The sequence below is a fragment of the Streptomyces sp. 13-12-16 genome, assembly GCF_002114215.1.
Classification (GTDB): Bacteria; Actinomycetota; Actinomycetes; order Streptomycetales; family Streptomycetaceae; genus Streptomyces.
Map to the genome: position 1 here is coordinate 1418 of NZ_NCTE01001268.1, position 25349 is coordinate 26766.

At 70.9% G+C, this 25349-nt stretch carries 24 protein-coding genes, 1 pseudogene and 1 riboswitch; of the genes and pseudogenes, 11 read left to right on the plus strand and 14 right to left on the minus strand.

What is annotated here, in order from left to right:
- The 3 genes from B7767_RS38970 to B7767_RS38980 all read right to left on the minus strand — a co-directional run.
- On the minus strand, positions 1-586 hold a 586-nt coding region (locus B7767_RS38970; protein WP_373408274.1), incomplete at its 3' end, for a coiled-coil domain-containing protein.
- Positions 587-817: 231 nt separating this feature from the next.
- The gene (locus B7767_RS38975) at positions 818-2161 is read right to left on the minus strand and encodes an NYN domain-containing protein (protein WP_085576073.1); all 1344 of its coding nucleotides are present in this window, start codon (positions 2159-2161) and stop codon (positions 818-820) included.
- Between the two features lie 103 nt (positions 2162-2264).
- Entirely contained in the window at positions 2265-2504 is a 240-nt protein-coding gene (locus B7767_RS38980; RefSeq protein ID WP_085576074.1) for a hypothetical protein, read from the minus strand.
- 156 nt (positions 2505-2660) lie between these two features.
- Here B7767_RS38980 and B7767_RS38985 point away from each other — a divergent pair, with 156 nt between their 5' ends.
- The 7 genes from B7767_RS38985 to B7767_RS39015 all read left to right on the plus strand — a co-directional run bounded on the left by B7767_RS38985 (position 2661) and on the right by B7767_RS39015 (position 8983).
- Positions 2661-3395 carry a rhomboid family intramembrane serine protease gene (locus B7767_RS38985; protein ID WP_085576075.1) on the plus strand — a complete coding sequence of 245 codons (735 nt, stop codon included), beginning with the start codon at positions 2661-2663 and terminating at the stop codon, positions 3393-3395.
- Entirely contained in the window at positions 3392-3673 is a 282-nt protein-coding gene (locus B7767_RS38990; RefSeq protein WP_073936623.1) for an Lrp/AsnC family transcriptional regulator, read from the plus strand. Before B7767_RS38985 ends, B7767_RS38990 begins: the two co-directional genes overlap by 4 nt.
- 247 nt (positions 3674-3920) lie before the next feature.
- Positions 3921-4235, plus strand: a complete 315-nt coding sequence (locus tag B7767_RS38995) for a small secreted hydrophilic protein (protein WP_085576076.1) — start codon at positions 3921-3923, stop codon at positions 4233-4235.
- Positions 4162-5661, plus strand: a complete 1500-nt coding sequence (locus tag B7767_RS39000) for an ATP-binding protein (RefSeq protein WP_179167485.1) — start codon at positions 4162-4164, stop codon at positions 5659-5661. Before B7767_RS38995 ends, B7767_RS39000 begins: the two co-directional genes overlap by 74 nt.
- On the plus strand, positions 5658-6320 hold the full coding sequence (locus tag B7767_RS39005; RefSeq protein ID WP_085576077.1) for a response regulator transcription factor: 663 nt from the start codon (positions 5658-5660) through the stop codon (positions 6318-6320). The genes B7767_RS39000 and B7767_RS39005 overlap by 4 nt, the downstream gene beginning before the upstream one ends.
- Before the next feature lie 77 nt (positions 6321-6397).
- Positions 6398-7813, plus strand: a complete 1416-nt coding sequence (locus B7767_RS39010) for an SLC13 family permease (RefSeq protein WP_085576078.1) — start codon at positions 6398-6400, stop codon at positions 7811-7813.
- A gap of 12 nt (positions 7814-7825) precedes the next feature.
- Positions 7826-8983, plus strand: coding sequence for a glycerate kinase (locus B7767_RS39015; RefSeq protein ID WP_085576079.1), 1158 nt, complete (start codon positions 7826-7828; stop codon positions 8981-8983).
- A 169-nt stretch (positions 8984-9152) separates the two neighbouring features.
- Here B7767_RS39015 and B7767_RS39020 read toward each other — a convergent pair whose 3' ends face one another.
- The 6 genes from B7767_RS39020 to B7767_RS39045 all read right to left on the minus strand — a co-directional run bounded on the left by B7767_RS39020 (position 9153) and on the right by B7767_RS39045 (position 16495).
- Complete coding sequence (locus B7767_RS39020; RefSeq protein ID WP_085576080.1) at positions 9153-10535, minus strand: aminotransferase class V-fold PLP-dependent enzyme; 1383 nt, start codon at positions 10533-10535, stop codon at positions 9153-9155.
- A 160-nt stretch (positions 10536-10695) separates the two neighbouring features.
- Positions 10696-10812, minus strand: a riboswitch (SAM riboswitch).
- Positions 10813-11076: 264 nt separating this feature from the next.
- Positions 11077-12141, minus strand: coding sequence for an anthranilate phosphoribosyltransferase (gene trpD / locus B7767_RS39025; RefSeq protein WP_085576081.1), 1065 nt, complete (start codon positions 12139-12141; stop codon positions 11077-11079).
- Positions 12142-12298: 157 nt separating this feature from the next.
- A complete protein-coding gene (locus B7767_RS39030; protein ID WP_085576082.1) occupies positions 12299-13936 on the minus strand; it encodes a cytochrome bc complex cytochrome b subunit in 1638 nt (545 codons plus the stop codon).
- The gene (locus B7767_RS39035) at positions 13933-14991 is read right to left on the minus strand and encodes a ubiquinol-cytochrome c reductase iron-sulfur subunit (RefSeq protein ID WP_085576083.1); all 1059 of its coding nucleotides are present in this window, start codon (positions 14989-14991) and stop codon (positions 13933-13935) included. The genes B7767_RS39030 and B7767_RS39035 overlap by 4 nt, the downstream gene beginning before the upstream one ends.
- Positions 14988-15800, minus strand: a complete 813-nt coding sequence (locus B7767_RS39040) for a c-type cytochrome (RefSeq protein ID WP_085576084.1) — start codon at positions 15798-15800, stop codon at positions 14988-14990. Before B7767_RS39040 ends, B7767_RS39035 begins: the two co-directional genes overlap by 4 nt.
- Positions 15801-15883: 83 nt before the next feature.
- Positions 15884-16495, minus strand: a complete 612-nt coding sequence (locus tag B7767_RS39045) for a heme-copper oxidase subunit III (RefSeq protein ID WP_030820483.1) — start codon at positions 16493-16495, stop codon at positions 15884-15886.
- A gap of 238 nt (positions 16496-16733) precedes the next feature.
- Between B7767_RS39045 and B7767_RS39050 the strand changes: the two genes are divergently transcribed.
- Complete coding sequence (locus B7767_RS39050; RefSeq protein WP_085576085.1) at positions 16734-17135, plus strand: response regulator transcription factor; 402 nt, start codon at positions 16734-16736, stop codon at positions 17133-17135.
- Between the two features lie 99 nt (positions 17136-17234).
- Here the strand turns inward: B7767_RS39050 and B7767_RS39055 are convergent, their stop codons facing one another.
- The 4 genes from B7767_RS39055 to coxB form a co-directional block, all read right to left on the minus strand.
- Positions 17235-18512, minus strand: a complete 1278-nt coding sequence (locus B7767_RS39055; RefSeq protein ID WP_085576086.1) for an Ig-like domain-containing protein — start codon at positions 18510-18512, stop codon at positions 17235-17237.
- A gap of 113 nt (positions 18513-18625) precedes the next feature.
- Positions 18626-19024 carry a cytochrome c oxidase subunit 4 gene (locus B7767_RS39060; protein WP_030859113.1) on the minus strand — a complete coding sequence of 133 codons (399 nt, stop codon included), beginning with the start codon at positions 19022-19024 and terminating at the stop codon, positions 18626-18628.
- On the minus strand, positions 19021-20757 hold the full coding sequence (gene ctaD, locus B7767_RS39065) for a cytochrome c oxidase subunit I (RefSeq protein ID WP_085576087.1): 1737 nt from the start codon (positions 20755-20757) through the stop codon (positions 19021-19023). Before ctaD ends, B7767_RS39060 begins: the two co-directional genes overlap by 4 nt.
- Positions 20754-21713 (minus strand): cytochrome c oxidase subunit II, encoded by a 960-nt coding sequence (coxB, locus tag B7767_RS39070; RefSeq protein ID WP_085576088.1) that lies wholly within the window; start codon positions 21711-21713, stop codon positions 20754-20756. Before coxB ends, ctaD begins: the two co-directional genes overlap by 4 nt.
- Before the next feature lie 301 nt (positions 21714-22014).
- Between coxB and B7767_RS39075 the strand changes: the two genes are divergently transcribed.
- Entirely contained in the window at positions 22015-23403 is a 1389-nt protein-coding gene (locus B7767_RS39075) for a cysteine desulfurase/sulfurtransferase TusA family protein (protein WP_085576089.1), read from the plus strand.
- Positions 23404-23622: 219 nt separating this feature from the next.
- On the opposite strand, the gene B7767_RS39080 is transcribed toward B7767_RS39075, so the two are convergent.
- Positions 23623-24597, minus strand: a complete 975-nt coding sequence (locus B7767_RS39080) for a carbohydrate kinase family protein (protein WP_085576090.1) — start codon at positions 24595-24597, stop codon at positions 23623-23625.
- Positions 24598-24726: 129 nt separating this feature from the next.
- On the opposite strand from B7767_RS39080, the gene B7767_RS39085 reads away from it, so the two are divergent.
- Both B7767_RS39085 and B7767_RS39090 read left to right on the plus strand, forming a co-directional pair.
- Positions 24727-24948 carry a hypothetical protein gene (locus B7767_RS39085; protein ID WP_085576091.1) on the plus strand — a complete coding sequence of 74 codons (222 nt, stop codon included), beginning with the start codon at positions 24727-24729 and terminating at the stop codon, positions 24946-24948.
- 162 nt (positions 24949-25110) lie between these two features.
- Positions 25111-25349, plus strand: a pseudogene (locus B7767_RS39090) (hypothetical protein); the annotation flags it as partial.

The following is a 25349-nucleotide window of genomic DNA, read 5'->3' on the forward strand; positions in this document are numbered from 1 at the left end:
TGTTGAGCAGCTTCTGCGCGGAGGAGAGCTTGCTCTGGACTTCCTTCTTCTTCTTGCCCAGTTCGGTGCGGGTGGCGGAGAGGTCCTTGAGCTTCTCGGACGCCTCGGAGCGCTGCTGGGCGAGCTCGCGCTGCTTCTCCTGGATCTCCTTGAGCGCGTCGACCTGCTGGGTGCTCAACTGGTCGAGCGTGGACGCCTTGTCGAGGTAGTCGTCCGGGTCGGCGGAGAGGAAGAGCTGGACGGAGGGGTCGATGCCGCCGCTGCGGTACTGGGCGCTGGCCATCGAACCGAGGCCGTCGCGCAGGTCGTTGAGCTCCTGCTGGCCCTTGGCGACGTTGTCCTGGATCGTGGAGATCTCCTTCTGGAGCTTCTCCTGCTTCTCCTTGGCGCCGTTGTACTTCTCGGTGGCCTGCTCGGCCTGCTCGTAGAGCTTGTCGACCTTGGCCTTGACCTCGTCCTTGCTCGGCTTCTCGCTCGGCGCGGCGTTGGCGGCCTGCGAGCTCATGACGACGGCAGCTGCGGCAGCGGTGGTGAGCACGGTGACGCGTGCGCGGCTCGGCTGCTTGGGACGACGGTGGGACGCCACGGAGACGAGCTCCTTCTCGAGAGTGATCGCGCGAGCGAGGGTTCGAAGGGAGACCCTAGTGATTCTCTTGTGATCAGTTCAAATCCCCGGACACAAAATCTCCGTTACAGCGGGTTTATTCGGTCCGAACTCACCTGCGGTGACGCTCTCTTGACGCTACGTTGCGTGACGGTTCCGTCAATTCGGGCAAAGATCCTGTACGTTGCACGAGGGACGGATGGGAATCAGATATCAGGAAAGCCTCTTGAGGAGCATCGCCGACGCGACGGGGCGTGCGCCCGCGCGGGCCACCCCGTCGGCGACCTCGCGGTCGGTGGAGGCGACGATGACGGGCCGCCCCGGCGGCTCGGCGCGCACCAGCTGGCGGATCAGCTCGTCGGCGGTGACGCCCGGCTTGGAGAACAGCACCCGCACCCCGCGCGGCGGCGCGAGCAGCACCGGCGCGACCAGTTCGGCGCCGTCGAAGACGCAGGTCACCTCGGCGCCGGTCTGGGCGGCGAGCTGGGCGAGCTGGCCCAGGAGCCTGAGCCGCTGCTTCTCCAGGGGCATCTGGGGATAGCCGGTCTTGGTGACGTTGTAGCCGTCGACGACCAGATGGGCCTGCGGCAGCGCCAGCAGCTGGTCGAGGACGGCCGGGTCGTGCTCGGACAGCGCGCGGTTGGCGATGTCCTTCGGGGTCATGCGGCCGGGCTCGACGGCGTCCACGGTCTCGGCGGGCCGGACGGACACGGGGGGCAGCGCCAGCTCCCGGCGGAGCCCCTGGGCGGCGTCCAGCACGGTGTCGAGGAGCAGCCGGACCCGCATGTCCTCCACGCTGCGCCCCTCCCGGGCAGCCCGACGGGCGGCCTCCAGCGCGGCCTCGGTCTCCCCCAGCCGGGCCTTGAGGCGCCGGCTCTCGCTCTCGGCGGCCGACACCTGGGCGTGCCCCTCGGCACGCACGGTCTCCATCTCGCCCCGCAGCTTGCGCACGGCGGCCTCGCCGCGCTTGACGTCGCTGAGGGCGGAGCGCAGCTTGCGGTGCAGCGACTCGGCTTCCTTCTTCGCCGACTCCAGTTCGGTGCGCAGCCGCTCGGTCTCGGACCTGGTGTGCTCACGGGCCCGGGCGAGTTCGTCGCGCAGCCGCTCCAGCTCGGCCCGGGTCTCCTCGTCGGCGCGCTCGGCGTCGGCGCGCTGGGCCTCCTCGCCGGCGGCGGTCACCAGCTTGACCCAGCCGGCCGGGCGGAGCACATAGGCCGCGGCCGCCACGTCGAGCGGGTCCGCGGCCGGGGGCGGGGAGCCGGAGTCGAGGGCGCCGGTCAGCTCCGGCTGGGCCTCTCTGAGCTTCTCCCCGATGCGCTGCCGGAACAGCGGATCGGTCTCCAGCGCCGCGGCCATGGCGTTGCCGGCGAACTTGGCGCGGCGGTTCGGGGCGAAGCGCGCGTACTGCCGGAGCTGGGCGGGCAGCTCGGCGACCGTGAGCCCGCCGAAGCCGTCGGCGACGATCTGGACGACCCGGCGGCGCACTCCGTCGGGCAGCGGACGGTCGAGCACCTCGGCGGCGCCGTCCTGCGGCCCCCCGCCCGTGGTCTCCACCATCCGTCACACCTCAATGTCCGTGTGCGACCCCGCGCGCGGGGTCGCCGTCAGCGGGGCCTTCCCCCACTCTCGACTTCGCTCGATCGGGAGGGACCCCCTTCGCTCAGGAGCCGGCACCCGGCCTGTCCACGAGTTCCACCTGATCCACTGCGTTGCACCAGCGGCACCGCACCGACTCGATGGTCTCATCGAGCACCTCGCGCTCCTCGACCTTGGGCTCTCCGGCCAGATCGAGGTGGATGTACTCGACGACCTTCGACGAGCGGGTCACGTCGAAGCGGGTGAGGTTGCCGCAGAGGGTGCAGCGCCACCGCGTCGAGGCGGTCGGCAGAGGAACCGTCATCGTGGCTGTTCGCCTTCCTTCCAGTGTCCGTGACACACCGGATCCCCGGTGCGTATGGCTCGTAACCCTACGGCCTGGCGGGTCCCCGCCGCCCGCCCGTCCACGGCGGCGAGGCGGTCTGTGTGGTTGCGTCCGGTTACGTCATGCTCTGTATCCATGATCCGCAACTGGAGTGCGTCGGCCGCCGGGGCGATCCGGGGCACCTCCGCGCCGGTGACCCACACCCTCATCGTGCTGTGCTGCCTGGTCTTCCTGGTCGGTCCGGCCTCCGGCCTGCATCCGGCCCACGGCGCCGGGGAGGAGCTGCTGGAGGCGCAGAGGGCCTGTTTCCGGCGCTGGGGCGTCATTCCCGCAGACCTGTTCGAAGGGTCCCCCGGGGCCGTCCTCACCCCCGCCACGGCGCTGTTCGTGCACGGCGGCTGGGTGCATCTGCTCGGCAACATGCTGTTCCTCCACGTCTTCGGAGCGATGACCGAGGCACGGATGGGCCGGGTCCGGTTCACCCTGTGCTACGCCGGCTGCGGCTACCTCGCGCTGCTGGGGTACGCCGCCGCCAACGCGGACTCCGAGCGGTCCCTGATCGGCGCCTCCGGGGCGATCTCGGCGGTGCTCGGCGCGTTCCTCTTCCTGTTCCCCCGGGCCCGGGTGACCAGTCTCCTGCCGTTCCTGTTCTTCCTGCCGGTACGGCTGCCGGCGTGGGTGGTGCTGCCGTTCTGGGCGGCGCTGCAGTGGGCGGCGGCGGGGCGGGCGGGCGAGGGGCCGGGGGTGGCGTACCTGGCGCACCTGATCGGGTTCGGGCTGGGCTTCGGCTGCGCGTGGGTGTGCTTCGGCAGGGCGACTACAGTGAAGGCCACCCCTGCTCCGGCCCCCGAGGGAGAGAACCAGCCGTGATCACCGCGATCGTCCTCATCAAGACCAGCGTGGACCGGATCCCCGAGATCGCGGAGCAGATCGCCGCGCTGGAGAGCGTCAGCGAGGTCTTCTCCGTGACCGGTACGTACGACCTGATCGCCATGGTGCGGGTGCGTGAGCACGAGGACCTGGCGGAGGTCATCCCCGGTCGGATCAGCAAGATCCCGGGGGTGGAGGGCACCGACACGCACGTGGCGTTCCGCACGTACTCGCAGCACGACCTGGAGGCGGCGTTCGCCATCGGCCTGGACAGCTAGCGGTCCGCCCGGGGGAGGGCGGGGGTGTTCGGTCCGGTGCCGGTGCCGGTCCTGAACATCTCAGCCGTTTCCCCGCCCCCGCCGTCCCTTCCCGTCCCGCCCCGGACCCCGCTCCTCAAACGCCGGAGGGGCTGGATTGTCCCGGAGGGGTGGATCGTGCCGGAGGGGGCGGTCTTCAGCGGGGAGATGAAGAGTTCTTCATCCGGCGCTCATCCGGAGGCTCTGGCGCGGGCCACAGGATCGGGGCATGGTCTTCACTCGCCGGATGGCGGCGCTCGCCGCCGTCGTGCTGATTCCGCTGGGCGTCGCCGCGACCAGCTTCGCCCTCGCCGACAGTCCCGAACCGCCCGCCGTGCCGCCCCGGGTCGAACTGGACAGCGGCTCGCCCACCCCGACGTCCACGGCCCCGTCCGCGCGGCCCGAGCCGACGCCGAGCGACGAGGTCGTCTCCCGGCCTCCGGTGACCGACAGCCCAGCGGGTGAGGACGATGACGACGACCGAGGCCAGGACTCCCCGGACGACGGCCCCGGCGGGGACGACGGACCCGGCGACGACGGCTGACGCCCCCCGGCGGCGGCTCTCCGCCCGGGTCCGCATCCTGCTGTGGCTGCTGTTCGTCATGGCGGTCGCGCTGGGCTCGGTCGCCATGACCACCCGCTCCTTCCTGCTGCGGGACGTCGACCACCGGATCAACGGGCTGCTCGCCCAGGAGGCGGGCGAGTTCGCCAACTTCGAGGAGCGCGGCTTCGATCCGGAGACGGGCCGGCCCTTCACCGACCCGGACCGGCTGCTGCGGGTCTTCCTGGAACGGCAGTACGCCGACCCGGACGAGGAACTGATCGGCCTGGTCGCGCGGAAGAGCGGCGGCCCGGCGAAACTCACCCAGCCGCGCGACCTGCCCGTCGCCCTGCCCCTGCACCGGGACGACGACGCCCGGCGCCGCATCTTCGACTCGCCCGACGCCTCCGGTGTGCTGCACCGGCCCGAGGGCGAGATCCGCTGGGCCAAGGTGTCCGTGGCCCGGCACGGCGGCGGCGCGCCCGAGGCGGCGTTCGTCGTCGCCTTCCACCCCGAACGCGAAGTGGCCCGGGTGGACGAGGTGTTCCGGGTGCTGCTCGCCATCTCCGGGGTCGCCCTGTTGCTGACCACCGGCATCGGCTGGGCGGTCGCCGGGCGGATCCTGCAGCCCGTACGGCTGGTGCGCACCGCCGCCGCGCAGCTCACCGAGCAGGACCTCACCCGCCGTATCCCGGTGCGCGGCCACGACGACATCGCGGCCCTCGCCGAGACGTTCAACGCGATGCTCGACCGGCTGGAGCGGGCCTTCGCCGCCCAGCGCCAGTTCGTCGACGACGCCGGCCACGAACTGCGCACCCCGATCACCATCGTGCGCGGCCACCTGGAGCTGATGGGCGACGATCCGGCCGAGCGCGAGGAGACCGTCCGGCTCGTCACCGACGAACTCGACCGGATGAGCCGCATCGTGGAGGACCTGCTGCTGCTCGCCAAGGCCGAACGCCCCGACTTCGTCACCCCGGAGCCGGTCCAGCTCGCCGAACTCACCGCCGACGTCTACGTCAAGGCCCGCACCCTCGGCGAACGCGACTGGCAGCTCACGGACATAGCCGACCGGGAGGCGGAGCTGGACCCCCAGCGGATCACCCAGGCGATGGTGCAGCTCGCGCAGAACGCGGTGCAGCACACCACCGCCGGCCAGACCATCCGCATCGGCTCGCGCGCACGGGGTTCCCGGATCGAGCTGTACGTCGCCGACTCCGGCCCCGGTGTCCGGCCGCAGGACCGTGAGCTGGTCTTCGAACGCTTCCGGCGCGGCACCTCCCGGCGCGGGGCGCGCGGTTCGGGCGCCGGGCTCGGCCTGTCGATCGTCAAGGCGATCGCCGAGGGCCACGGCGGCCGGGTCCGCCTGCACGACACCGAGGGCGGCGGCGCCACCTTCGTACTCATCCTGGGAGAGACACGGACGTGAACCGGATTCTGATCGTCGAGGACGAGGACCGCATCGCCTCCTTCGTGGAGAAGGGCCTGCGCGCCAACGGCTTCACCACCACCGTCGTCCCCGACGGCGAGGCCGGCTACGAGTACGCCCTGACCGGCGGTTTCGACCTGGTCGTCCTGGACATCGGGCTGCCCGGCCGGGACGGCTTCACCGTGCTGCGCGAGCTGCGCGAGTCCCGGGTGACGACCCCGGTGATCGTGCTGACCGCGCGGGACTCGGTGCGGGACACGGTGGCCGGTCTCGAGGGCGGCGCCGACGACTGGATGACCAAGCCGTTCCGCTTCGAGGAACTGCTCGCCCGGGTACGGCTGCGGCTGCGCACGGCGGCCCGGGCGCCGGAGGTGACGGTGCTCAGGTCGGGCTCGCTCGGTCTCGATCTGCGCACCCGCCGCGCCCGCGTCGGGGAACGCACCGTCGACCTGACCGCCCGTGAGTTCGTGCTGCTCGAACTGTTCCTGCGTCACCCCGGGCAGGTACTCTCCCGCGAGCAGATCCTGTCCCACGTGTGGGGCTACGACTTCGACCCGGGCTCCAACATCGTGGACGTCTACGTGCGGGCGCTGCGCAAGAAGCTCGGCGCGGAGAAGGTGGAGACGGTCCGCGGGATGGGCTACCGCCTCCCCGCGTGACGGCCCCGGCCGCCGGGTGAAGTTTCCTTCATCTTCGGCTCATCGACGGCTCACCGCCCCGGTGGATCGTCGATGACGTGACACTGAACCCCCGCTCGGCCGCGGCCCTGTGCGTGACGCTGTCGCTGTGCGCGCTGCTCGCGGTCCCCGGCAACTTCCCCGGTCTCGGCGGGGACGCGCGCCTCACCCTCGCCGTGTTCGCGCTGGCGACCTGCGCGTGGATCGGTACGCCGATCGACGACACGTACATCGCGCTGGGCGCCGGCCTCGCGCTGACGGTGACCGGGGTGATCAGCAGCGACACCCTGTTCGGCACCCTGGGCGACTCGACGGTGTGGCTGCTGATCTGCGCGTTCGTGCTGGCCGCCGCGGTGAGCCGGACCGGGCTCGCGGGGCGGGCGGCGGCCTTCCTGGTCGGCGGGGCCCGTACGGTACGGCAGTTGACGCACCTGACGACGGCCGCGCTGGTCGTCACGGCGTTCGCGGTGCCGGCCACCTCCGGCCGGGCGGCGCTCGCCCTGCCGGTGTTCCTCGCCCTCGCCAAGGCACTCGCCGACCGGAAACGACTGGTCGTGATGCTGGCGCTGCTGTTCCCGACCGTGATCCTCCTGTCGGCGGTGGCGACCCTGATCGGTGCGGGCGCGCACCTGATCACCGTGTCGGTGCTGTGGGAGGCCGCCGGGGAACGGGTCGGCTTCACCGAGTGGCTGCTGCTCGGGCTGCCGCTGGCCGTGGCCTCCTCCCATCTCGCCGCCGAGGCGGTCCTGTTGACCACCACCCGGCGCGCGGACCGCGAGGGCGGCGTGCACATCACCGCCGAGGAGATCCAGCGGCACAGCGACCGCCCGGTCACCGGCCCCTGGACCCAGGCGGAGAAGCGCTGCGCCCTGCTGCTCGCCACGGTCGTCGCCCTGTGGTGCAGCGAGCCGCTGCACCAGGTGTCACCGGCCATGGTCGCGCTGATCGGCGCGGTCGTCGCCGCCTCGCCGGCGCTCGGCACCGTACGGCTGAAGGACGCGCTGAAGACGGTGCCCTGGTCGCTGCTGCTGTTCATGGCGGCGACGATGGCGATGGGCGTGGCGCTCGCCGAGTCGGGCGCGGCGAAGTGGCTGGTCGGCGGGGTGCCCGCGGGGGTCACGCCGGTGATGTTCCTGACGGTCGTCATCGTGGTCAGCACGGCCGCCCATCTGGTCCTGCAGTCCCGCTCCGCCCGCTCCTCCGTGCTGGTCCCGCTGGTGGTCGCGGCCGCCGTGGGCGCCGGGGTGAACCCGGTCGCGGCGGCGCTCGCCTCCACCGCCGCGGCCGGCTTCTGCCACACGCTCCCGGCCTCCGCGAAGCCGGTCACGCTCTTCGCGGACATACCCGGCACCCCCACCTACACCCCGCGTGACCTGCTGCGGCTGTCCGCCGTACTGGCCCCGCTCACCGCCGCCCTGGTCCTGCTGTTCGCCGTCGCGGTGTGGCCGCTGCTCGGCGTCCCCGTGACCCGCTAAGGAGTTCCCCTCATGCTGAACCGTGTCGTCGTAGCCCCCAGCGGCTTCAAGGAGTCGCTGTCCGCCCAGGCAGCCGCCGACGCCATCGCGGCGGGTGTCCGCCGGGTGCTGCCGGACGCCGAGATCGACCGGATCCCGCTGGTGGACGGCGGTGAGGGCACGGCCTCGGCGCTGGCCTCGGCGACCGGCGGCCGGCTGGTCGCGCTGGCCGCCACCGGCCCGGTCGGCGAACCGGTCGGCACCCACTTCGCGCTGCTCGGCTCCCGGGACACGGCGGTGGTGGAGATGGCGGCGGTCGCCGGCCTCTCCCTGGTCCCCCGCACCCGGCGCGACCCGGGCGCCACCACCACGTACGGCGTCGGGGAACTGATCCGCGCCGCCCTCGACCAGGGCGTACGGCGGATCCTGGTGGGCTGCGGCGACTCGGGCACCTCCGACGGCGGCGCGGGCGCGCTCCAGGCGCTCGGCGCGCGGCTGCTGGACGCGGACGGGGCCGAACTTGCTGTCGGCGGGCGTGAGCTGACGCGCCTGGCCCGCATCGATCCGACCGGGCTCGATCCCCGCCTCGCCGACGTGGAACTCCTCGTCGCCTGCAACCCCTTCAACGTGCTGTGCGGGGAGCGGGGCGTGGCCCGGGTGTTCGGTCCGCAGAAGGGGGCGGGTCCGGAGCAGGTGGAGGAGTTGTCGGCGGCGCTGGAGAACTGGGCGCGGGTGCTGACCCGCGATCTGGCCGTCACCGGCACCGATCTGCGCCTCGGCCGCGGTACGGGCGCCTCCGGCGGGCTCGGCGCCGGGCTCGCCGCCCTGGGCGGGTCCCTCCTGCCCCGCTTCCACGTCCTGCTGGACCACCTCGACCTGGACGCCCGGCTGGCCCGCGCCGATCTGGTCGTCACCGCGGAGGGGGCGCTGGACCACCAGACTCCGCGCGGGAAGGTACCGGCGGAGGTGGCACGGCGCGCCAAGCTGTCGGGGCGTCCTGTGCTGGCGCTGGCGGGGACGCTCGGGGAGGGGGCGGGGGAGGTGCCGGGGGTGGATGCCTGTCATGGCATCCTGCCCGCGCCGATGGCCCTGGCGGAGGCGCTGGTGCGCGGCGCGGAGCTCCTCACCGACGCGACGGAGCGCGCCCTGCGCATGATCGTCCTGGGCGCCCGGCTCCCGGCGACCACCTAGCTTCTTCGCCCCCGCCGCCCTTACCCGTCCCGGGGGCGCTGCCCCCGGACCCCTGCTCCTCAAACGCCGGAGGGGCTGACTCCAGCCTCTCCGGGGGAGTTTGAGGAGCGGGGTCCGGGGCGGAGCCCCGGGTTCGGGACGGGAAGGGGCGGCGGGGGCGAAAAACCCCTCAGGCGGAGGTGTCCGGGACGCAGCGGCCGTCCACCGTCCGGTAGTTCCAGCGGGCGCCGTCCCGGACGAGCTCCCGCACCGCCCGCACGAACCGCTCCACGTGCTCGTCGGGCGTCCCCGCCCCGAAGCTGACCCGGATCGCGTTGAGCGACTTCTCACCGGGCCCCGCCTCGGGCGCCCCGCACTCCCCCTGCGCCCGCGCGTCACCGCCGAGCAGCGTACGCACCAGCGGATGCGCGCAGAACAACCCGTCCCGCACACCGATGCCGTACTCCGCGGACAGCGCCGCGGCGAAGTGGGAGCTGTTCCAGCCCTCCACGACGAAGGAGAGCACACCGACGCGCGGGGCGTCGTCCCCGAACAGGGACAGGAACCGCACCTCGGACACGTCCGCGAGCCCTTCGCGCACCGCGCGGACCAGCCGCTCCTCACGCGCGGCCAGCGCCTCGAACCCGGCCTCGGTGAGCGCCTTGCAGGCGGACGCGATGGCGTAGGCGCCGATGACGTTGGGCGAGCCGGCCTCGTGGCGGGCGGCGCCGTCGTGCCACTCCACGTCCACTCCCCCGTCCTCGCGCCGGGTGACCCTGCGGCTGGCGCCGCCGCCCGCGAGGTAGGGCTCGGCCTCCCGGAGCCAGTCGGCGCGGCCGGCCAGCACACCGGAGCCGAAGGGGGCGTACAGCTTGTGTCCGGAGAAGGCGACCCAGTCGACGTCCAGGCCGGTCACCGAGACGGCGTGGTGCGGGGCGAGCTGGGCGGCGTCCAGCACGATCCGCGCGCCGTGCGCGTGCGCGGCGGCGGCCAGTTCCCGTACGGGCCACAGCTCGCCGGTGACGTTGGAGGCGCCGGTGACGCAGACCAGGGCGGGGCCGTGGCCCTCGTGAACAGCTGCAGTACGGTCGGCGAGGGCGCGCTCCAGGATCTCCACCGCCTGCCGGGGGCTGCGCGGGGCGTCCAGGCAGGTGACCCGCGCGTCGCGCCAGGGCAGCAGGGAGGCGTGGTGCTCGGTCTCGAAGACGAAGACCTCGCAGCCGTCGGGGAGCGCGGCGGCGAGCAGGTTGAGGGAGTCGGTGGTGGACCGGGTGAAGACCACCTGGTCCCCGGTACGGCAGTCGAGGAAGTCCGCGACGGTCCGGCGGGCGTTCTCGAACAGGTCGGTGGAGAGCTGGGAGAGGTATCCGGCACCCCGGTGGACGCTGCCGTAGTACGGCGCGTAGGCGGCCACGTCGTCCCAGACCCGCTGGAGGGCGGGGGCGCTGGCGGCGTAGTCGAGGGCGGCGTAGGTGACCTCGCCCCCGGTGACGAGGGGGACGGTGACGTCCCGGCCGAGGACGGGCAGCGGGGCGCGGACGGACTGGTCGGCGGCGAGGGTGGGGACGGACATGACACAGCTCCCGGTGAGGCAGGCGGAGTTCCCGCGCGAGCGCACATCGCTCAAGCGCGGAAGGGGGAAAAGGGGTGCGCGGAGGCGGGGCTCGGCAGCCCTAACGCATTCGCTTGCTCACGGGAGGCTCCTCGACGACCAGGACCCCTGGTGTGCGAGGGGTCCGCGCTTGCCGTGAGCCTTGCTGCCCACGGCCTGGTCTTCACCCGGGGCACCCCGCCACGGACGGAGGGTTGCCGGACAGCCGGCCGGGGCCTGATGGCTGTCACTCATGACCTGGACAGGAAAGTACGCGAAATGATCGACGCCCCGCAACCCGTGTCCGGATCGCGGGACATCCCCCCGCCGAACGGCGGGATCCGCCCGACGGCTCCCCCCGGAGGAAACCGGAGGCGCCTCACACCCCTGGGAAGCGGAGACGATGAGGGACCCACACGAGCGGCGGGAGGCGGGAGGCGGGAGGCGGCGAGCGTGCGGCCGCGAGGCGGTGGAGGTGCACGCGCCGGGCCCCGCGGCTCCGGTGCCCCCCGCCGGGCAGGCGTTACGCGTTGCTGACGGTCACCCAGCGTTCCAGGACCCGCTTGGCGGCTCCCGAGTCGATCGACTCGGCCGCCTTGGCCATTCCGGCGCGGATCTGTTCCGTCAGGGTGCCGCCGCCCGGCTCCAGGGCCACCAGCGCCGCCGCCGAGTTCAGCAGCACCGCGTCCCGTACGGGGCCCGGTTCGCCGTCGAGGAGCCGGCGGGCGACCTCGGCATTGTAGGAGGCGTCGGCGCCGCGCAGCGCCTCCACGGGCACCAGCTCGATGCCGACGTCGCGCGGGTCGAAGGCCTCCTCGGCGACCTTGCCGTCGCGGACCACCCACACCCGGGAGGTGGCGGTGGTCGTCAGCTCGTCGAGTCCGTCGTCGCCGCGGAACACCAGCGAGGAGTGGCCGCGCCCGGCGAACACCCCGGCCATGATGGGCGCCATCCGCGGGTCGGCGACCCCGACGGCCTGCGCCTTGACCCGTGCCGGGTTGGCCAGCGGGCCGAGGAAGTTGAACACCGTGCGGACGCCCAGCTGACCCCGCGCGGCGGCCACGTGGCGCAGCGCCGGGTGGAACTTCACCGCGAAGCAGAAGGTGATCCCGGCCTCCTCGGCGACCTCGGCGACCCGCTTCGGCGTCAGCTCCAGATTGACGCCGAGCTTCTCCAGGACGTCGGAGGCGCCGGACGCGGAGGACGCGGCCCGGTTGCCGTGCTTGACGACCTTCGCGCCGGTGCCGGCCACGACGATCGAGGACATCGTGGAGATGTTCACCGTCTTGGCGCCGTCGCCGCCGGTGCCGACGATGTCGACGGTCTCGCCCGGCACCTCGATCACATGGGCGTGGTCGTACAGCGCCCGTACGCAGCCGGTGATCTCCTCGACGGTCTCGCCCTTGGCGCGCAGGGACACCGCGAACCCTGCGATCTGCGCGTCGGTCGCCTCGCCGCGCATGATCAGGTCCATCGCCCAGGCGGTGTCGTCCGCGGACAGGTCCCGGCCGTCCAGCAGTCCGTTCAGTACGGCGGGCCAGGAGCGGCCCGCCGCGGTGTCGCCTCCAGCGGGGGTCACAGCGCTCATGGCCGCTCCTGATGGTCGTAGAGGAGTCCGAGGACCGGGCAGGATCCCGGTGGTGTCCACCCTATCCAGGTCCGGGGACGGCGAAGGGCCCCCGTCCGCAGAACGGACGGGGGCCCTTCGCCGTCGTGTGGCGACTGGGGTGAGGCGCTGAAGGCGATCAGTGGTGGCCGTGGCCGCTCGTGATCTCCTTGTACTCCTCGACGGTCGGCTTCGGGATCTGGGACTCCTCGCCGTAGTAGCCCTTGCTCAGCTTGGCGCGCAGCTTCTCGGTCACCTTCACCTTGCGCTGCACGCCGTTCTCGTCGACCGTCGGGCCGATCTCGGCCGGCTTGTACTGCTCGTGCGCGGTGAGGGTGTACATCTGCTCCTGGCTGAGCGGCTCGTGCACCTCGATGAACTCACCGTGCGGCAGGCGCTTGATGATGCCCGACTCGCGGCCGTGCAGCACCTTGTCCTTGTCCCGGCGCTGGAGGCCGAGGCAGATCCGCTTGGTGACGACGAACGCGATGACCGGTCCCGCGAAGAAGCCGATGCGGACGAACCAGGTGACCGCGTTGATCGAGAGGTTGAAGTGGGTGGCGAAGATGTCGTTGCCACCACCGATCAACATGATCATGTACGCCGTGACCCAGGCGACGCCGAAGGCCGTACGGGTCGGCGCGTTGCGCGGCCGGTCCAGGATGTGGTGCTCGCGCTTGTCCCCGGTGATCCAGGACTCGATGAACGGGTAGAGCGCGATGACGCCCAGGAAGAGACCGAAGATCACCAGCGGGACGAAGACGCCCAGGACCAGGGTGTGGCCCCAGAAGTTGATCTCCCAGCCGGGCATGGCGCGGACCAGACCCTCGGCGAAGCCCATGTACCAGTCGGGCTGGGCGCCCGTGGAGACCATGTCCGGACGGTACGGGCCCAGGGCCCAGATCGGGTTGATGGACGCGATGCCGGCGATCAGGGCGGTGAAGCCGAAGACCAGGAAGAAGAAGCCTCCCGCCTTGGCCATGTAGACCGGCAGCAGCGGCATGCCCACGACGTTCTTGTTGGTCCGACCGGCACCCGCGAACTGCGTGTGCTTGTGGTAGAAGACCAGGATCAGGTGGGCGACCACCAGGCCGAGCATGATGCCCGGCAGCAGCAGGATGTGGATCGAGTAGAACCGCGCGACGAAGTCGGTGCCGGGGAACTCTCCGCCGAACAGGAACATCGAGATGTACGTGCCGACGATCGGCACGGACAGGATCGCGCCCTGGGTGAAGCGGACACCGGTTCCGGAGAGCAGGTCGTCCGGCAGCGAGTAACCGGTGAAACCGGTGAACATGCCGAGGACGAAGAGCAGGAAGCCGAACAGCCAGTTGATCTCACGCGGCTTGCGGAACGCGCCGGTGAAGAAGACGCGCATCATGTGCACGAACATGCCGGCCAGGAAGATGACCGCGGCCCAGTGGTGGATCTGCCGGATCAGCAGACCGCCACGGACGTCGAAGCTGATGTCCAGCGTCGACTTGTAGGCCTCGCTCATCAGCTGTCCCTGCAGCGGGACGTAACTGCCGTGGTACTCCACCTCGTTCATCGACGGGTGGAAGAACAGCGTCAGGTACACACCCGTGAGGATGATGATGAGGAAGCTGTAGAGGCAGATCTCGCCCAGCATGAAGGACCAGTGGTCCGGGAAGATCTTGCGCATGTTGGCCTTGGCCAGGGAGTAGATCCCCAGCCGGCCGTCGGCCCAGTCGGCGACGCGCTCGCCGGCCGGTGCCTTCCCGCGTGAGCGGGACTCGGGGGTCGTCGTAGTACTCATCCGCGCTCCCAGAAGGCAGGACCGACGGGCTCTGCGAAGTCGCCGAGCGCTTCGAGGTAGCCCTCGTCGTTCACGCCGATGCGCAGCTGCGGCAGCGGGTGACCGGCGGGGCCGAAGATGACCTTGGCACCGTCGGAAAGGTCGAAGGTGGACTGGTGGCAGGGGCACAGCGCGTGATGCGTCTGCTGCTCGTACAGGGAGATCGGGCAACCGACGTGGGTGCAGATCTTCGAGTACGCGAGGATGCCCTCGTGCGACCACTCGAGCGACTGCTTGTCCTTGATGTCGTCCGGCTTGATGCGGACCAGCATCAGGGCAGCCTTGGCGATCTCGTTCTGGAAGCCGTGGTCGTGCTCCTCCAGGCCCTCGGGCTTGGCGAAGGTCAGCGAGCCCACGATGAGGTCGGACGGCCGCAGCGGCTCGTTGGTGTTCATGTTGACGAGCAGCTTGCCCTTGCCCCACAGGGTGTGGCGCAGCTTGGTCTCGGGCAGCGGCCCGAGCTCGCGCAGCAGCACGACGCCGGAGAGCGGGAACAGGGCGAGGGCGCCGAACATCGTGTTGCGGATCAGCTTGCGCCGGCCGAGCGCCGACTCCTTGGCACCCTGGCGGAAGTCGTCCATGACCTTCGCCTTGACCTCGGGCGAGGCCTCGATCGGGTGCCGCTCGTCGGCCAGCTCCTCGTCGGACATCAGGGTGCGGGCCCAGTGGACCGCGCCCGCGCCGATGGCGAACAGGGCGATGCCGAGCGTCACGCCGAGCGCGAAGTTCAGGGCACTGATGTGACCCAGCGGGAAGATGTAGACGATCTTCTCGACCGGGATCGCCACGAACGAGGCGATGAAGCCAATGGTGGCCAGCATCGACAGCGTGAACATCAGGGCGACCGCGCGCTCGGACCGCTTGGCGGCCCGCTCGTCGATGTCCTGGATCCGGTGTTCGTGGGGCGGCAGGCCCGGGTCGGCGAACGGGTTCTTCTCGTCCGCGACCTTCACCGCGCCGTGGGTGGTGTCCTGCGCTGCGGGCAGGTTCTCTTCGGGGATGTCTTGGCTACTCATGACTTCTTGGCCTTTGCGGTCCGAGCGGCGACCCACACGGCGACGGCGATCAGTCCACCGAGACCGAAGATCCAGCCGAACAGGCCCTCACTGACCGGGCCCAGCCCGCCCAGCGACATGCCGCCCGGGCTCTCGGACTCGTCGGTGTTGACCGCGCCCAGGTACGCGATGATGTCCTTCTTGTTCTGCTCCGTCAGCGTGCTGTCGGGGAAGGAGGGCATGTTCTGCGGGCCGGTGAGCATGGCCTCGTAGATGTGCTTGGGAGCGACGTCCTCAAGGGTCGGGGCGTACTTGCCGTGCGTGAGCGCACCGCCCTTGCCGGTGAAGTTGTGGCACTGCGCGCAGTTGTTGCGGAACAGTTCGCCGCCCTTGGCGATGTCGGCGCCCTCGGGGCCGTACTGCTCGGCGGTGGGGACGGCCGGGCCGGCGCCCAGGGAGGCGATGTACGCCGCCAGCTGGTCGATCTCGGCCTGGGTGTAGACGGCCGGCTTGTCCGGGATCTGCGCGGCCTGCGAGGTGGCGGCCGGCATACGGCCGGTGCTCACCTGGAAGTCGACCGCTGCGGCGCCCACGCCCACCAGGCTCGGACCGTCGGAGGTGCCCTGACCGCCGGTGCCGTGGCAGCTGGCGCAGCCGACCGCGTAGAGCTTCTTGCCCTCCTCGATGGTGAGGGACTGGGCGGTTTCGTCGGCCTGCGCCTTGTCCGCGGGTGCGAACACGGCGTAGAGCCCCCCGGTGCATGCCAGCGCGAGGAGTAGGACGACGAGCGCCGCCAGCGGATGGCGTCGTCGTGCGGAGAGCTTTTTCACGGATTACCCCGGTGTCAGGATCTTCTGCGTCGATGCTTCTGGATGGTGCGCCCGGAAAGGGGCGCGCGCGGATGTGGGCCCGGCTACTTGATCATGTAGATCGTGGCGAAGAGGCCGATCCAGACGACATCGACGAAGTGCCAGTAGTAGGACACGACGATGGCCGCGGTCGCCTGCTCGTGGGTGAACCTCTTGGCTGCGTAGGTCCGACCCAGGACCAGCAGGAAGGCGATCAGACCGCCCGTCACGTGCAGGCCGTGGAAGCCGGTGGTCAGGTAGAAGGCCGAGCCGTACGGGTCGGAGGAGAGGGACAGGCCCTCGTGCTTGACCAGCTCGGTGTACTCGAAGACCTGGCCGCCGATGAACACCGCGCCCATGATGAAGGTGACGATGAACCACATCCGGAGCTTCTTCACGTCACCGCGCTCGGCGGCGAACACGCCGAGCTGGCAGGTGAGCGAGGAGAGCACCAGGATCGTGGTGTTCGTCGCCGAGAACGGGAAGTTCAGCAGGTCGGCCTTCTCCGACCAGAAGTCGGGTCCGGTCACCGATCGCAGGGTGAAGTACATCGCGAAGAGGGCCGCGAAGAACATCAGCTCGGAACTCAGCCAGATGATGGTTCCGACGCTGGTGAGGTTCGGTCGGTTGACCGACGGGTGCGCGTGCCCGGTGTCTACTGTCGTTGCTGTCGCCACGCCGACATTATGTCGGTCGCTTATCCCGCCCTCACTCCCGGGGGTGCCGTTCGGTGCGTTCAGCCCTCCTGGACTGCCCGGATGGCCCATCCGCGAGCCGTGGCGGAGCCCTCTCGGAGCCCTCTCGAAGGCGTGTCCGAACCAGTGTTGACAAGCGGTCGGAGGGGGTAGCATCCGCGCCATCGGTACCCGAAGTTCCCGACAGAGCCGTGCCCTCTCTCTTACGCGTGGAGGAACAATGCAGGCGACCGCCACGGTGCTGGTCTACAGCGACGACGCCAACACCCGGGAGCAGGTGCGGCTCGCCACCGGGCGGCGGCCGGCGCCGGACGTGCCCGTCGTGGAGTTCGTGGAGTGCGCGACCCCGGCGGCCGTGCTGGCCGAACTGGACCGGGGCGGCATCGACGTGTGCGTGCTGGACGGTGAGGCCGTGCCGATGGGCGGCATGGGGGTGTGCCGGCAGATCAAGGACGAGGTGTTCAACTGTCCGCCGGTGCTTCTGCTGATCGGGCGGCCGCAGGACGCGTGGCTTGCGACGTGGAGTCGCGCCGAGTCCGCGGTCACCCTGCCGGTGGAGCCGGTCGAGTTCGCCTCGGCGCTGGCGTCCCTGCTGCGGCAGAAGTCCCTGGCGGGCGCCTAGGAGCGCGGACCCGTCCGTTGTCCGGCGACCACGGGCCGGGGTGGGGACTGTGCGCGGCGGAGCCGCGGACCGGCCACGGCCCCGCGCCCCTGGGGGCGTTCACACGGTCTGCGGCCTCAGGCGGGCCTGCTCCGCCTGGCCGGGGGCCTTGTCGGTGGTCAGGGCGCTGCCCGCCCGCCAGGCGGGCCAGTCGAGGTTCCAGTCGCCGTAGCCGTTGCCGAAGGGCTCCATCGTTTCGCCGGTCGAGTTCTCGACCTTGACGACGTCGCCCTCGCGGACGGTGTCGAAGAACCACTGCGCGTCGTCGGTGCTCATGCCGACGCAGCCGTGGCTGACGTTGTCGTAGCCCTGGGAGCCCACGGACCAGGGGGCGGCGTGCACGTACTCGCCGCTCCAGGTCACCCGGGTGGCGAACTGGACGTCCAGGTCGTACGACTCCGCCGAGCCCTCGGCGATGCCGACGGTGGTACTGCGCATACGTACGGAGCGTTCCTTGGCGAGCACGACCTTGACGCCGTTGCGGGTCTCGAAGCCGGGCTTGCCGGTGGTGACGGGGATCTGCTTGATCTCCTCGTCGTTCTTGTAGACCGTCAGCCGGTGCGCGGCGGCGTCGGTGACGGCTATCACCCGGTCGCCGGTGCGGATCGTCAGGGGCTCGGACCTGCCGCCCCGCAGCCGGTCGTTGACCTTGATGCCCTCCAGGGTGCTGCGCACGCCGATGGTGGCGTGGGCGGGCCAGTAGTCCTGGGGGCGGTAGTGCAGCTTCTTGTCGTCCACCCAGTGCCAGGCGCCGGACACGGCGGGGGTGGACTCGACCTTCAGGGCGCGCTCCACGACGGCTCGCTGGGCCGGGTCCTTGACGGGGGCGCTCAGTTCGGCGGTGAGGGGCTGGCCGACGCCGTACGTGCCCGCCCCGGGGCCGAAGGCGACGGTCAGGCGCCGGGTGCCGGCGGGCTTGGCGGTGGTGAAGGTGAGGACCTTGCGGCCGGGCGCCCCGTCCCCGTCCTCGGTGCTCACCCGGACCGTGTACCGGGCGTTCGCGGCCAGCGGGGAGGTGCTGTGCCAGCGGCTGCCGTCGGCGGCCAGTTCGCCCGCCACGTGGCGTCCGGAGGCGTCCACGGCGGTGACGTCCGTGATGCGCCCGTCGGAGTCCTCGGCGACGACCTCCAGGGGCTTGTCGGGGTCGGCCTCCCCGCCCGCTTCGACGGATCCGCTGAAGGAGATCCGGTCCGCCGCGTCGTAGGGCTCGGCGGACAGCGGGTCGCCGTCGGAGGAGCAGCCCGCGACGCCCGCGACGAGGGCGACCACCAGCAGCGTGCGGCCGGCGACGCGGCTCCGCCCGGCGCCCGCGCCACGAGGGGACTTGGTGCGTCTCATGGCCTCACGCTAGGAACCCGCGCCGCCCTCGGCTCACTGGACGGCCCGAACGAGTGAAACGACGAGGGGCCCGGACCCTCCTGGTGGAGTGTCCGGGCCCCTCGCCGTCGTGGTCACTGGGTGCGGTTCTCACCGCGGTAGTACTCGAAGACCCAGCCCCAGATGCCGATCAGGAGCAGCGGCGCCGAGAAGTACATCAGCCACCAGCCGATCGCGACGCTCGTGAAGGCCAGGGCACCGCCCACGGCCAGGGAGAGCGGCTGCCAGCTGTGCGGGCTGAAGAACCCGACCTCGCCGGCGTCGTCGGCGACGTCCGCCTCCTTGTTGTCCTGCGCGCCCACGTCGACCCGCCGGGCCGTGAAGCCCAGGTAGAAGCCGATCATGATGGACAGGCCGAACGCCAGGAAGAGGGCGGTGGTGCCGACCGGCTCCTTCGACCACACGCCGTAGACCCCGGCCATGATGAGGAAGAAGATGCTCAGCCACATGAACATCTTGCCCTGGATCTTCACTTGCCGGCCTCCTTGCTGCCGGAGAGGGCCTTCTCACCGTGACCGGCGTTCTCGAGTTCGTCGAGCGCGGCGATCTCGGGGTGGTGCAGGTCGAACGCCGGGGATTCACTGCGGATCTTCGGCAGGGTGAGGAAGTTGTGCCGCGGGGGCGGGCAGGAGGTCGCCCACTCCAGGGAGCGGCCGTAGCCCCACGGGTCGTCGACCTGGACCGGCTTGCCGTACTTGGCCGTCTTCCAGATGTTGTAGAAGAACGGCAGCATCGACATGCCGAGCAGGAACGAGGCGATCGTCGAGACCGTGTTCAGGGCGGTGAAGCCGTCCGCGGCCAGGTAGTCGGCGTAGCGGCGCGGCATGCCCTCGACACCCAGCCAGTGCTGGACCAGGAAGGTGCCGTGGAAGCCGACGAACAGCGTCCAGAAGGTGATCTTGCCGAGGCGCTCGTCGAGCATCTTGCCGGTGAACTTCGGCCACCAGAAGTGGAAGCCGGCGAACATCGCGAAGACGACCGTGCCGAAGACCACGTAGTGGAAGTGCGCCACCACGAAGTAGCTGTCCGAGACGTGGAAGTCCAGCGGCGGCGAGGCCAGGATGACACCGGTCAGACCACCGAAGGTGAAGGTGATCAAAAAGCCCAGCGTCCACAGCATCGGGGTCTCGAAACTCAGCGACCCCTTCCACATGGTGCCGATCCAGTTGAAGAACTTCACGCCGGTGGGGACCGCGATCAGGAACGTCATGAAGGAGAAGAACGGCAGCAGCACACCGCCGGTGACGTACATGTGGTGCGCCCACACCGTCACCGACAGACCCGCGATCGCGATGGTCGCGCCGATCAGGCCCATGTAGCCGAACATCGGCTTGCGGGAGAAGACCGGGATGATCTCGGAGACGATGCCGAAGAACGGCAGCGCGATGATGTACACCTCGGGATGGCCGAAGAACCAGAACAGGTGCTGCCACAGCAGCGCCCCGCCGTTGGCCGAGTCGAAGATGTGACTGCCGAACTTGCGGTCCGCCTCCAGCGCGAACAGCGCCGCGGCCAGCACCGGGAAGGCGAGCAGGACCAGCACACCGGTCAGCAGCACGTTCCAGGTGAAGATCGGCATGCGGAACATCGTCATGCCCGGCGCGCGCATGCAGATGATCGTGGTGATGAAGTTGACCGAGCCGAGGATGGTGCCGAAGCCGGAGAAGGCCAGACCCATGATCCACATGTCGGCGCCGATGCCCGGCGAGCGGACCGCGTCCGACAGCGGCGAGTAGGCGAACCAGCCGAAGTCGGCCGCCCCGTCCGGGGTGAGGAAGCCGCCCACCGCGATCAGCGAGCCGAACAGGTACAGCCAGTAGGCGAACATGTTCAGCCGCGGGAAGGCGACGTCCGGCGCGCCGATCTGCAGCGGCATGATCCAGTTCGCGAAACCGGCGAACAGCGGCGTCGCGAACATCAGCAGCATGATCGTGCCGTGCATCGTGAACGCCTGGTTGAACTGCTCGTTCGACACGATCTGCAGACCCGGCCGGGCCAGCTCGGCGCGCATCACCAGGGCCATCACGCCACCGATGATGAAGAACACGAACGACGTCACCAGATACAGCGTGCCGATCGTCTTGTGGTCCGTGGTCGTCAGCCACTTGACGACGACCTCGCCACGGCTCTGGCGCCGTACCGGCAGCTCGTCCTGGTAGTGGGACCCTGCTGCCGCGGCACCCTGGGATTCGTTGAGGATGCTCACAGGATGTTCGCCTCCCGGTTCTTCTCGTGCTCCGTCTGGGAGATGCCAGCGGGCACGTAACCGGTCTGCCCCTTCTTCACAAGGTCCTTCAGGTGCTGCTCGTAACGCTCGGGGGAGACGACCTTCACGTTGAACAGCATCCGGGAGTGGTCGACGCCGCAGAGCTCGGCGCACTTGCCGAGGAAGGTGCCCTCACGGTTGGGGGTCACCTCGAAGGCGTTGGGGTGGCCGGGGATGACGTCCTGCTTCATGAGGAACGGCACCACCCAGAAGGAGTGGATGACATCACGCGAGGTCAGCACGAAGCGGACCCGCTTGCCCTCGGGCAGCCACAGGGTGGGGCCCGGGTTGTTGGTCTGCGGGTTCCGGGTACCGGGGACACCGCAGTCGTAGACACCGCCGGCGTCGGCCGGGAAGGCGTTCTTGTAGCGCTCCGGGACCGACTCGAGTTCCTTGGACGTCTTGGCGTCGCCCGTGGAACCCTCGACGTTCTCGACGTAGTTGAAGCACCAGCTCCACTGGAAGCCGACCACGTTGATGGTGACGTCGGGCTTCTTCTCAAGCCTCAGCAGTTCGGATTCGTCACGCGCGGTGAAGTAGAAGAACACCGAGACGATGATGAGCGGAACCACCGTGTACAGCGCCTCGATGGGCATGTTGTAACGGGTCTGCGGAGGAACCTCCACCTTGGTGCGGCTGCGCCGGTGGAAGAAAGCACTCCACAGGATCAGGCCCCACACCAGCACGCCGACGACGAGCGCGGCGGCCCAGGAGCCCTGCCACAGGGAGAGGATCCGCGGAGCCTCTTCCGTGGTGGGGGTGGGCATACCAAGGCGGGGGAAGTCCTCCCATGTGCAACCGGTGGCGGTCGCCAGGACCAGGCCCGCGGTCAGTGCCTGCAGCAGCTTCCGCCGCATCGGGCGCCGCGGCGAGCGGTCGGAGCCGTTGGGACTCACGTAGCGCCTTCCCGAGAGTCTCGCCCGCGCGGATTGGCTGCGGCCTGCCTTCTCGCTGGTCGGTCGCCGCCCTGCGTCGGGCAGGGGTTTGGATGTTTATGCGGACCAAACCCTAGCCGACGCCCTCCGGGGGGTCGCGGGGAGGGGTGCCGTACGCGCCGCGGGTTACACCGAGCGCCTCATTATCCGGGGGTACGGGGTGTCTCACGGCTGCCGCCCCGCCGCGGCAGGTCGCGTCCACGCGGCGGAGCCGCACGGGGAAAACAGCCCCGCGCCCCTCCGGGGCGCTTAGCGTTGGGGTGTGTCCTACTTCGATGCCGCTTCCGCCGCTCCCCTTCACCCTGTTGCCCGGCAGGCCCTGATGGCCTCCCTCGACGAGGGGTGGGCGGATCCGGTGCGGTTGTACCGGGAGGGGCGGCGGGCCCGGTTGCTGCTGGACGCGGCGCGGGAGGCGGTCGCGGAGCTGGTGGGGTGCCGGGCGGACGAGTTGGTGTTCACGTCGTCCGGCACGCGGGCGGTGCACTCCGGGATCGCGGGGGCGCTGGCCGGGCGGCGGCGCGTCGGAGGTCACCTGATCGTGTCAGCGGTCGAACACTCTTCTGTGCTCCATGCGGCGGAAGTTCACCGGACCGGCGGAGGATCGGTCAGCGAGGTCGCGGTGGGGCGCACCGGGGCGGTGAGCCCGTCCGGGTACGCGGACGCCCTGCGGCCGGACACCGCGCTGGCCTGCCTGCAGTCGGCCAACCACGAGGTGGGGACCGTGCAGCCGGTGGCCGAGGTCGCCGAGGTGTGCCGGGCGGCGGGGGTGCCGCTGCTGGTGGACGCGGCCCAGTCGCTGGGGTGGGGGCCGGTGGAGGGCGACTGGTCGCTGCTCACGGCGAGCGCCCACAAGTGGGGCGGCCCGCCGGGGGCCGGACTGCTCGTCGTACGGAAAGGGGTGCGGTTCGCTCCCCAGGAGCCGCGGGACGAGCGGGAGTCGGGGCGGGCGGCCGGGTTCGAGAACCTGCCGGCGATCGTGGCGGCGGCGGCTTCGCTGCGGGCGGTGCGGGCGGAGGCCGCCGAGGAGGCGGTACGGCTGCGGGAACTGACGGAGCGGATCCGGGCGAGGGTGCCGGGACTGGTGCGGGACGTGGAGGTGGTCGGGGACCCGGAGCGGCGGCTGCCCGGGATCGTCACCTTCTCCTGCCTCTATGTCGACGGGGAGACATTGCTGCACGAGCTGGACCGGGCCGGTTTCTCCGTGTCGTCCGGGTCGTCCTGCACCAGCAGCACGCTGACGCCGAGCCATGTGCTGCGGGCGATGGGCGTGCTCAGCGAGGGCAACATCCGGGTCTCGCTGCCGTCGGGGACGCGGGAGGAGGACGTCGAGCGCTTCCTGTCCGTCCTGCCGGAGGTGGTGTCGGGGGTGAGGGAGAAGCTCGGCGCGCCGGTGTCCACCGGCCCCGTCCCGACGGAGGAGAAGGACGAGGCCCTGGTGGTGGACGCCCTGGGCCGGCGCTGCCCGGTCCCGGTCATCGAACTGGCCAAGGTCATCGGAGACGTCCCGGTGGGCGGCACGATCCGCGTCCTCGCCGACGACGAGGCGGCCCGCCTGGACATCCCGGCCTGGTGCGAGATGCGCGGCCAGGAGTACGCCGGCGAAGAACCAGCAGCCCGGGGAACGGCTTACGTGATCCGCCGAACGAACTGACCCCCCACGCCTGGGGGCGCGAGGAACCACGCACCCCAGGCACAGGGGGCCGCACGACATCAGGGGCGCGGGGAACAGCGCATCTTTATAGGGGGCGCGGGGAACAGCGCATCTCCAGGGGCGCGGGGAACAGCGCACCTCCAGGGGCGCGGGGAACAGCGCACCTCCAGGGGCGCGGGGAACAGCGCGACCAGCCCCCACGCACCCGCACCCGACGCCTCAGCCCAGATGCCCCCGAACCTCCTCCGCCGCCTCGTCCCCGTACGCCTTGGTGAAGCGCTCCATGAAGTGCCCGCGCTGCAACCGGTACTCCTGCGTCCCCACCGTCTCGATGACGAGAGTCGCCAGCATGCAGCCGACCTGCGCCGCCCGCTCCAGCGAGACCCCCCACGCCAGCCCCGACAGGAACCCCGCCCGGAACGCGTCGCCGACGCCCGTCGGATCGGCCTTGCGCTCCTCGTCCGGGCACCCGACCTCGATCGTCTCCTCGCCGGCCCGCTCGATGCGGACACCCCGCGCGCCGAGGGTGGTGACACGGTGGCCCACCTTGCCGAGGATCTCCGCGTCGCTCCAGCCGGTCTTCGTCTCGATGAGCCCCTTCTCGTACTCGTTGGAGAAGAGGTAGGTCGCCCCGTCCAGCAGTATCCGGATCTCCTCGCCGTTCATCCGGGCGATCTGCTGGGAGAAGTCGGCGGCGAACGGGATGTGCCGGGAGCGGCACTCCTCGGTGTGCCGGAGCATGGCCTCCGGGTCGTCCGCGCCGATGGAGACCAGGTCGAGGCCGCCCACGCGGTCGGCGACGGTCTTCAGCTCGATCAGTCGGGCCTCGCTCATCGCGCCCGTGTAGAAGGAGCCGATCTGGTTGTGGTCGGCGTCCGTGGTGCACACGAAGCGGGCGGTGTGCAGGGTCTCGGAGATGCGGACGGACTCGGTGTCGACGCCGTGCCGGTCCAGCCAGGCCCGGTATTCGTCGAAGTCGAAGCCGGCGGCCCCGACGAGGATCGGGCGGGTGCCGAGCTGGCCCATCCCGAAGGCGATGTTCGCGCCCACGCCGCCCCTGCGCACGTCGAGGTTGTCGACCAGGAAGGACAACGAGACCGTGTGCAGCTGGTCCGCGACGAACTGGTCGGCGAAGCGCCCGGGGAAGGTCATGAGGTGGTCGGTGGCGATGGAGCCGGTGACTGCGATGCGCACGGCGTGGATTCTCCTGAGGGAGGCGGTTTGACACTTCACGCTACCGGTTGGGAAGGGTCCGCAGAAGCGGCCGAAACTACCCGATAGTAGATCTTTCTTCGTGACCTTCTCCGTGCGTACGGTGCCGATATGACGAACCCCAGGGCCCATGCCCCTGCCACTGCCCCCGCCCCGGCGGACCTCGAAGGCGGCCTGGCGTCGCTGCGCGGCGACTGCGCCCGGATGGCCCCCCACTGGGCGGTGCCCGACCGGGTGGCCGCCCGGCCGGTCCCCCCGTCCTCGATCCACGGCGTGACCGTGCCGCCCGGCTCGGCGCGGCTGCTGGACGCGATGGCCGAGTACGGCGACTGAGCCGGCTCCGGCCGGTTCGGCGCCCCCGGGGAACCGCGCGCTCCCCCGCTGCGTCCCATCGCTGTCCCCCGTAAAGGGGATGCGGGATACGACCCACGAGCGGTCCCGGCACGACCGGGAAGGGTCTTTCCGCGACAGTCGCGCAGCCGAAGGAGCGATGCGGTGAACACCGAGCGACCCGACAACGACGACGAGGCGCGCACCGCCCCGGGCGGCGCGCCCGACTCCGGGGGCGCTTCGGGCCACGACGGTGGGACGGACGCCCCGGAGCAGCGGGAGCGGGAACCCGCCACCCCCGAGCCGGGTACGGCACGGCCGGCCGGTGACGCACCCGGTACCGGTGCCGGGGAGGCCGTCGCCGGCACCTCCGAAGCCGGGATCCCGGAGCCCGAGGCGGACGC

What these genes read in the sequence shown, in the direction of transcription:
- B7767_RS38975 (WP_085576073.1), bottom strand. Translation starts at nt 2,161, where the DNA reads ATGGTGGAGACCACGGGCGGGGGGCCGCAGGACGGCGCCGCCGAGGTG.
- B7767_RS38980 (WP_085576074.1), bottom strand. Translation starts at nt 2,504, where the DNA reads ATGACGGTTCCTCTGCCGACCGCCTCGACGCGGTGGCGCTGCACCCTC.
- B7767_RS38985 (WP_085576075.1), top strand. Translation starts at nt 2,661, where the DNA reads ATGATCCGCAACTGGAGTGCGTCGGCCGCCGGGGCGATCCGGGGCACC.
- B7767_RS38995 (WP_085576076.1), top strand. Translation starts at nt 3,921, where the DNA reads ATGGTCTTCACTCGCCGGATGGCGGCGCTCGCCGCCGTCGTGCTGATT.
- B7767_RS39000 (WP_179167485.1), top strand. Translation starts at nt 4,162, where the DNA reads ATGACGACGACCGAGGCCAGGACTCCCCGGACGACGGCCCCGGCGGGG.
- B7767_RS39015 (WP_085576079.1), top strand. Translation starts at nt 7,826, where the DNA reads ATGCTGAACCGTGTCGTCGTAGCCCCCAGCGGCTTCAAGGAGTCGCTG.
- B7767_RS39020 (WP_085576080.1), bottom strand. Translation starts at nt 10,535, where the DNA reads ATGTCCGTCCCCACCCTCGCCGCCGACCAGTCCGTCCGCGCCCCGCTG.
- trpD (WP_085576081.1), bottom strand. Translation starts at nt 12,141, where the DNA reads ATGAGCGCTGTGACCCCCGCTGGAGGCGACACCGCGGCGGGCCGCTCC.
- B7767_RS39030 (WP_085576082.1), bottom strand. Translation starts at nt 13,936, where the DNA reads ATGAGTACTACGACGACCCCCGAGTCCCGCTCACGCGGGAAGGCACCG.
- B7767_RS39035 (WP_085576083.1), bottom strand. Translation starts at nt 14,991, where the DNA reads ATGAGTAGCCAAGACATCCCCGAAGAGAACCTGCCCGCAGCGCAGGAC.
- B7767_RS39050 (WP_085576085.1), top strand. Translation starts at nt 16,734, where the DNA reads ATGCAGGCGACCGCCACGGTGCTGGTCTACAGCGACGACGCCAACACC.
- B7767_RS39055 (WP_085576086.1), bottom strand. Translation starts at nt 18,512, where the DNA reads ATGAGACGCACCAAGTCCCCTCGTGGCGCGGGCGCCGGGCGGAGCCGC.
- B7767_RS39085 (WP_085576091.1), top strand. Translation starts at nt 24,727, where the DNA reads ATGACGAACCCCAGGGCCCATGCCCCTGCCACTGCCCCCGCCCCGGCG.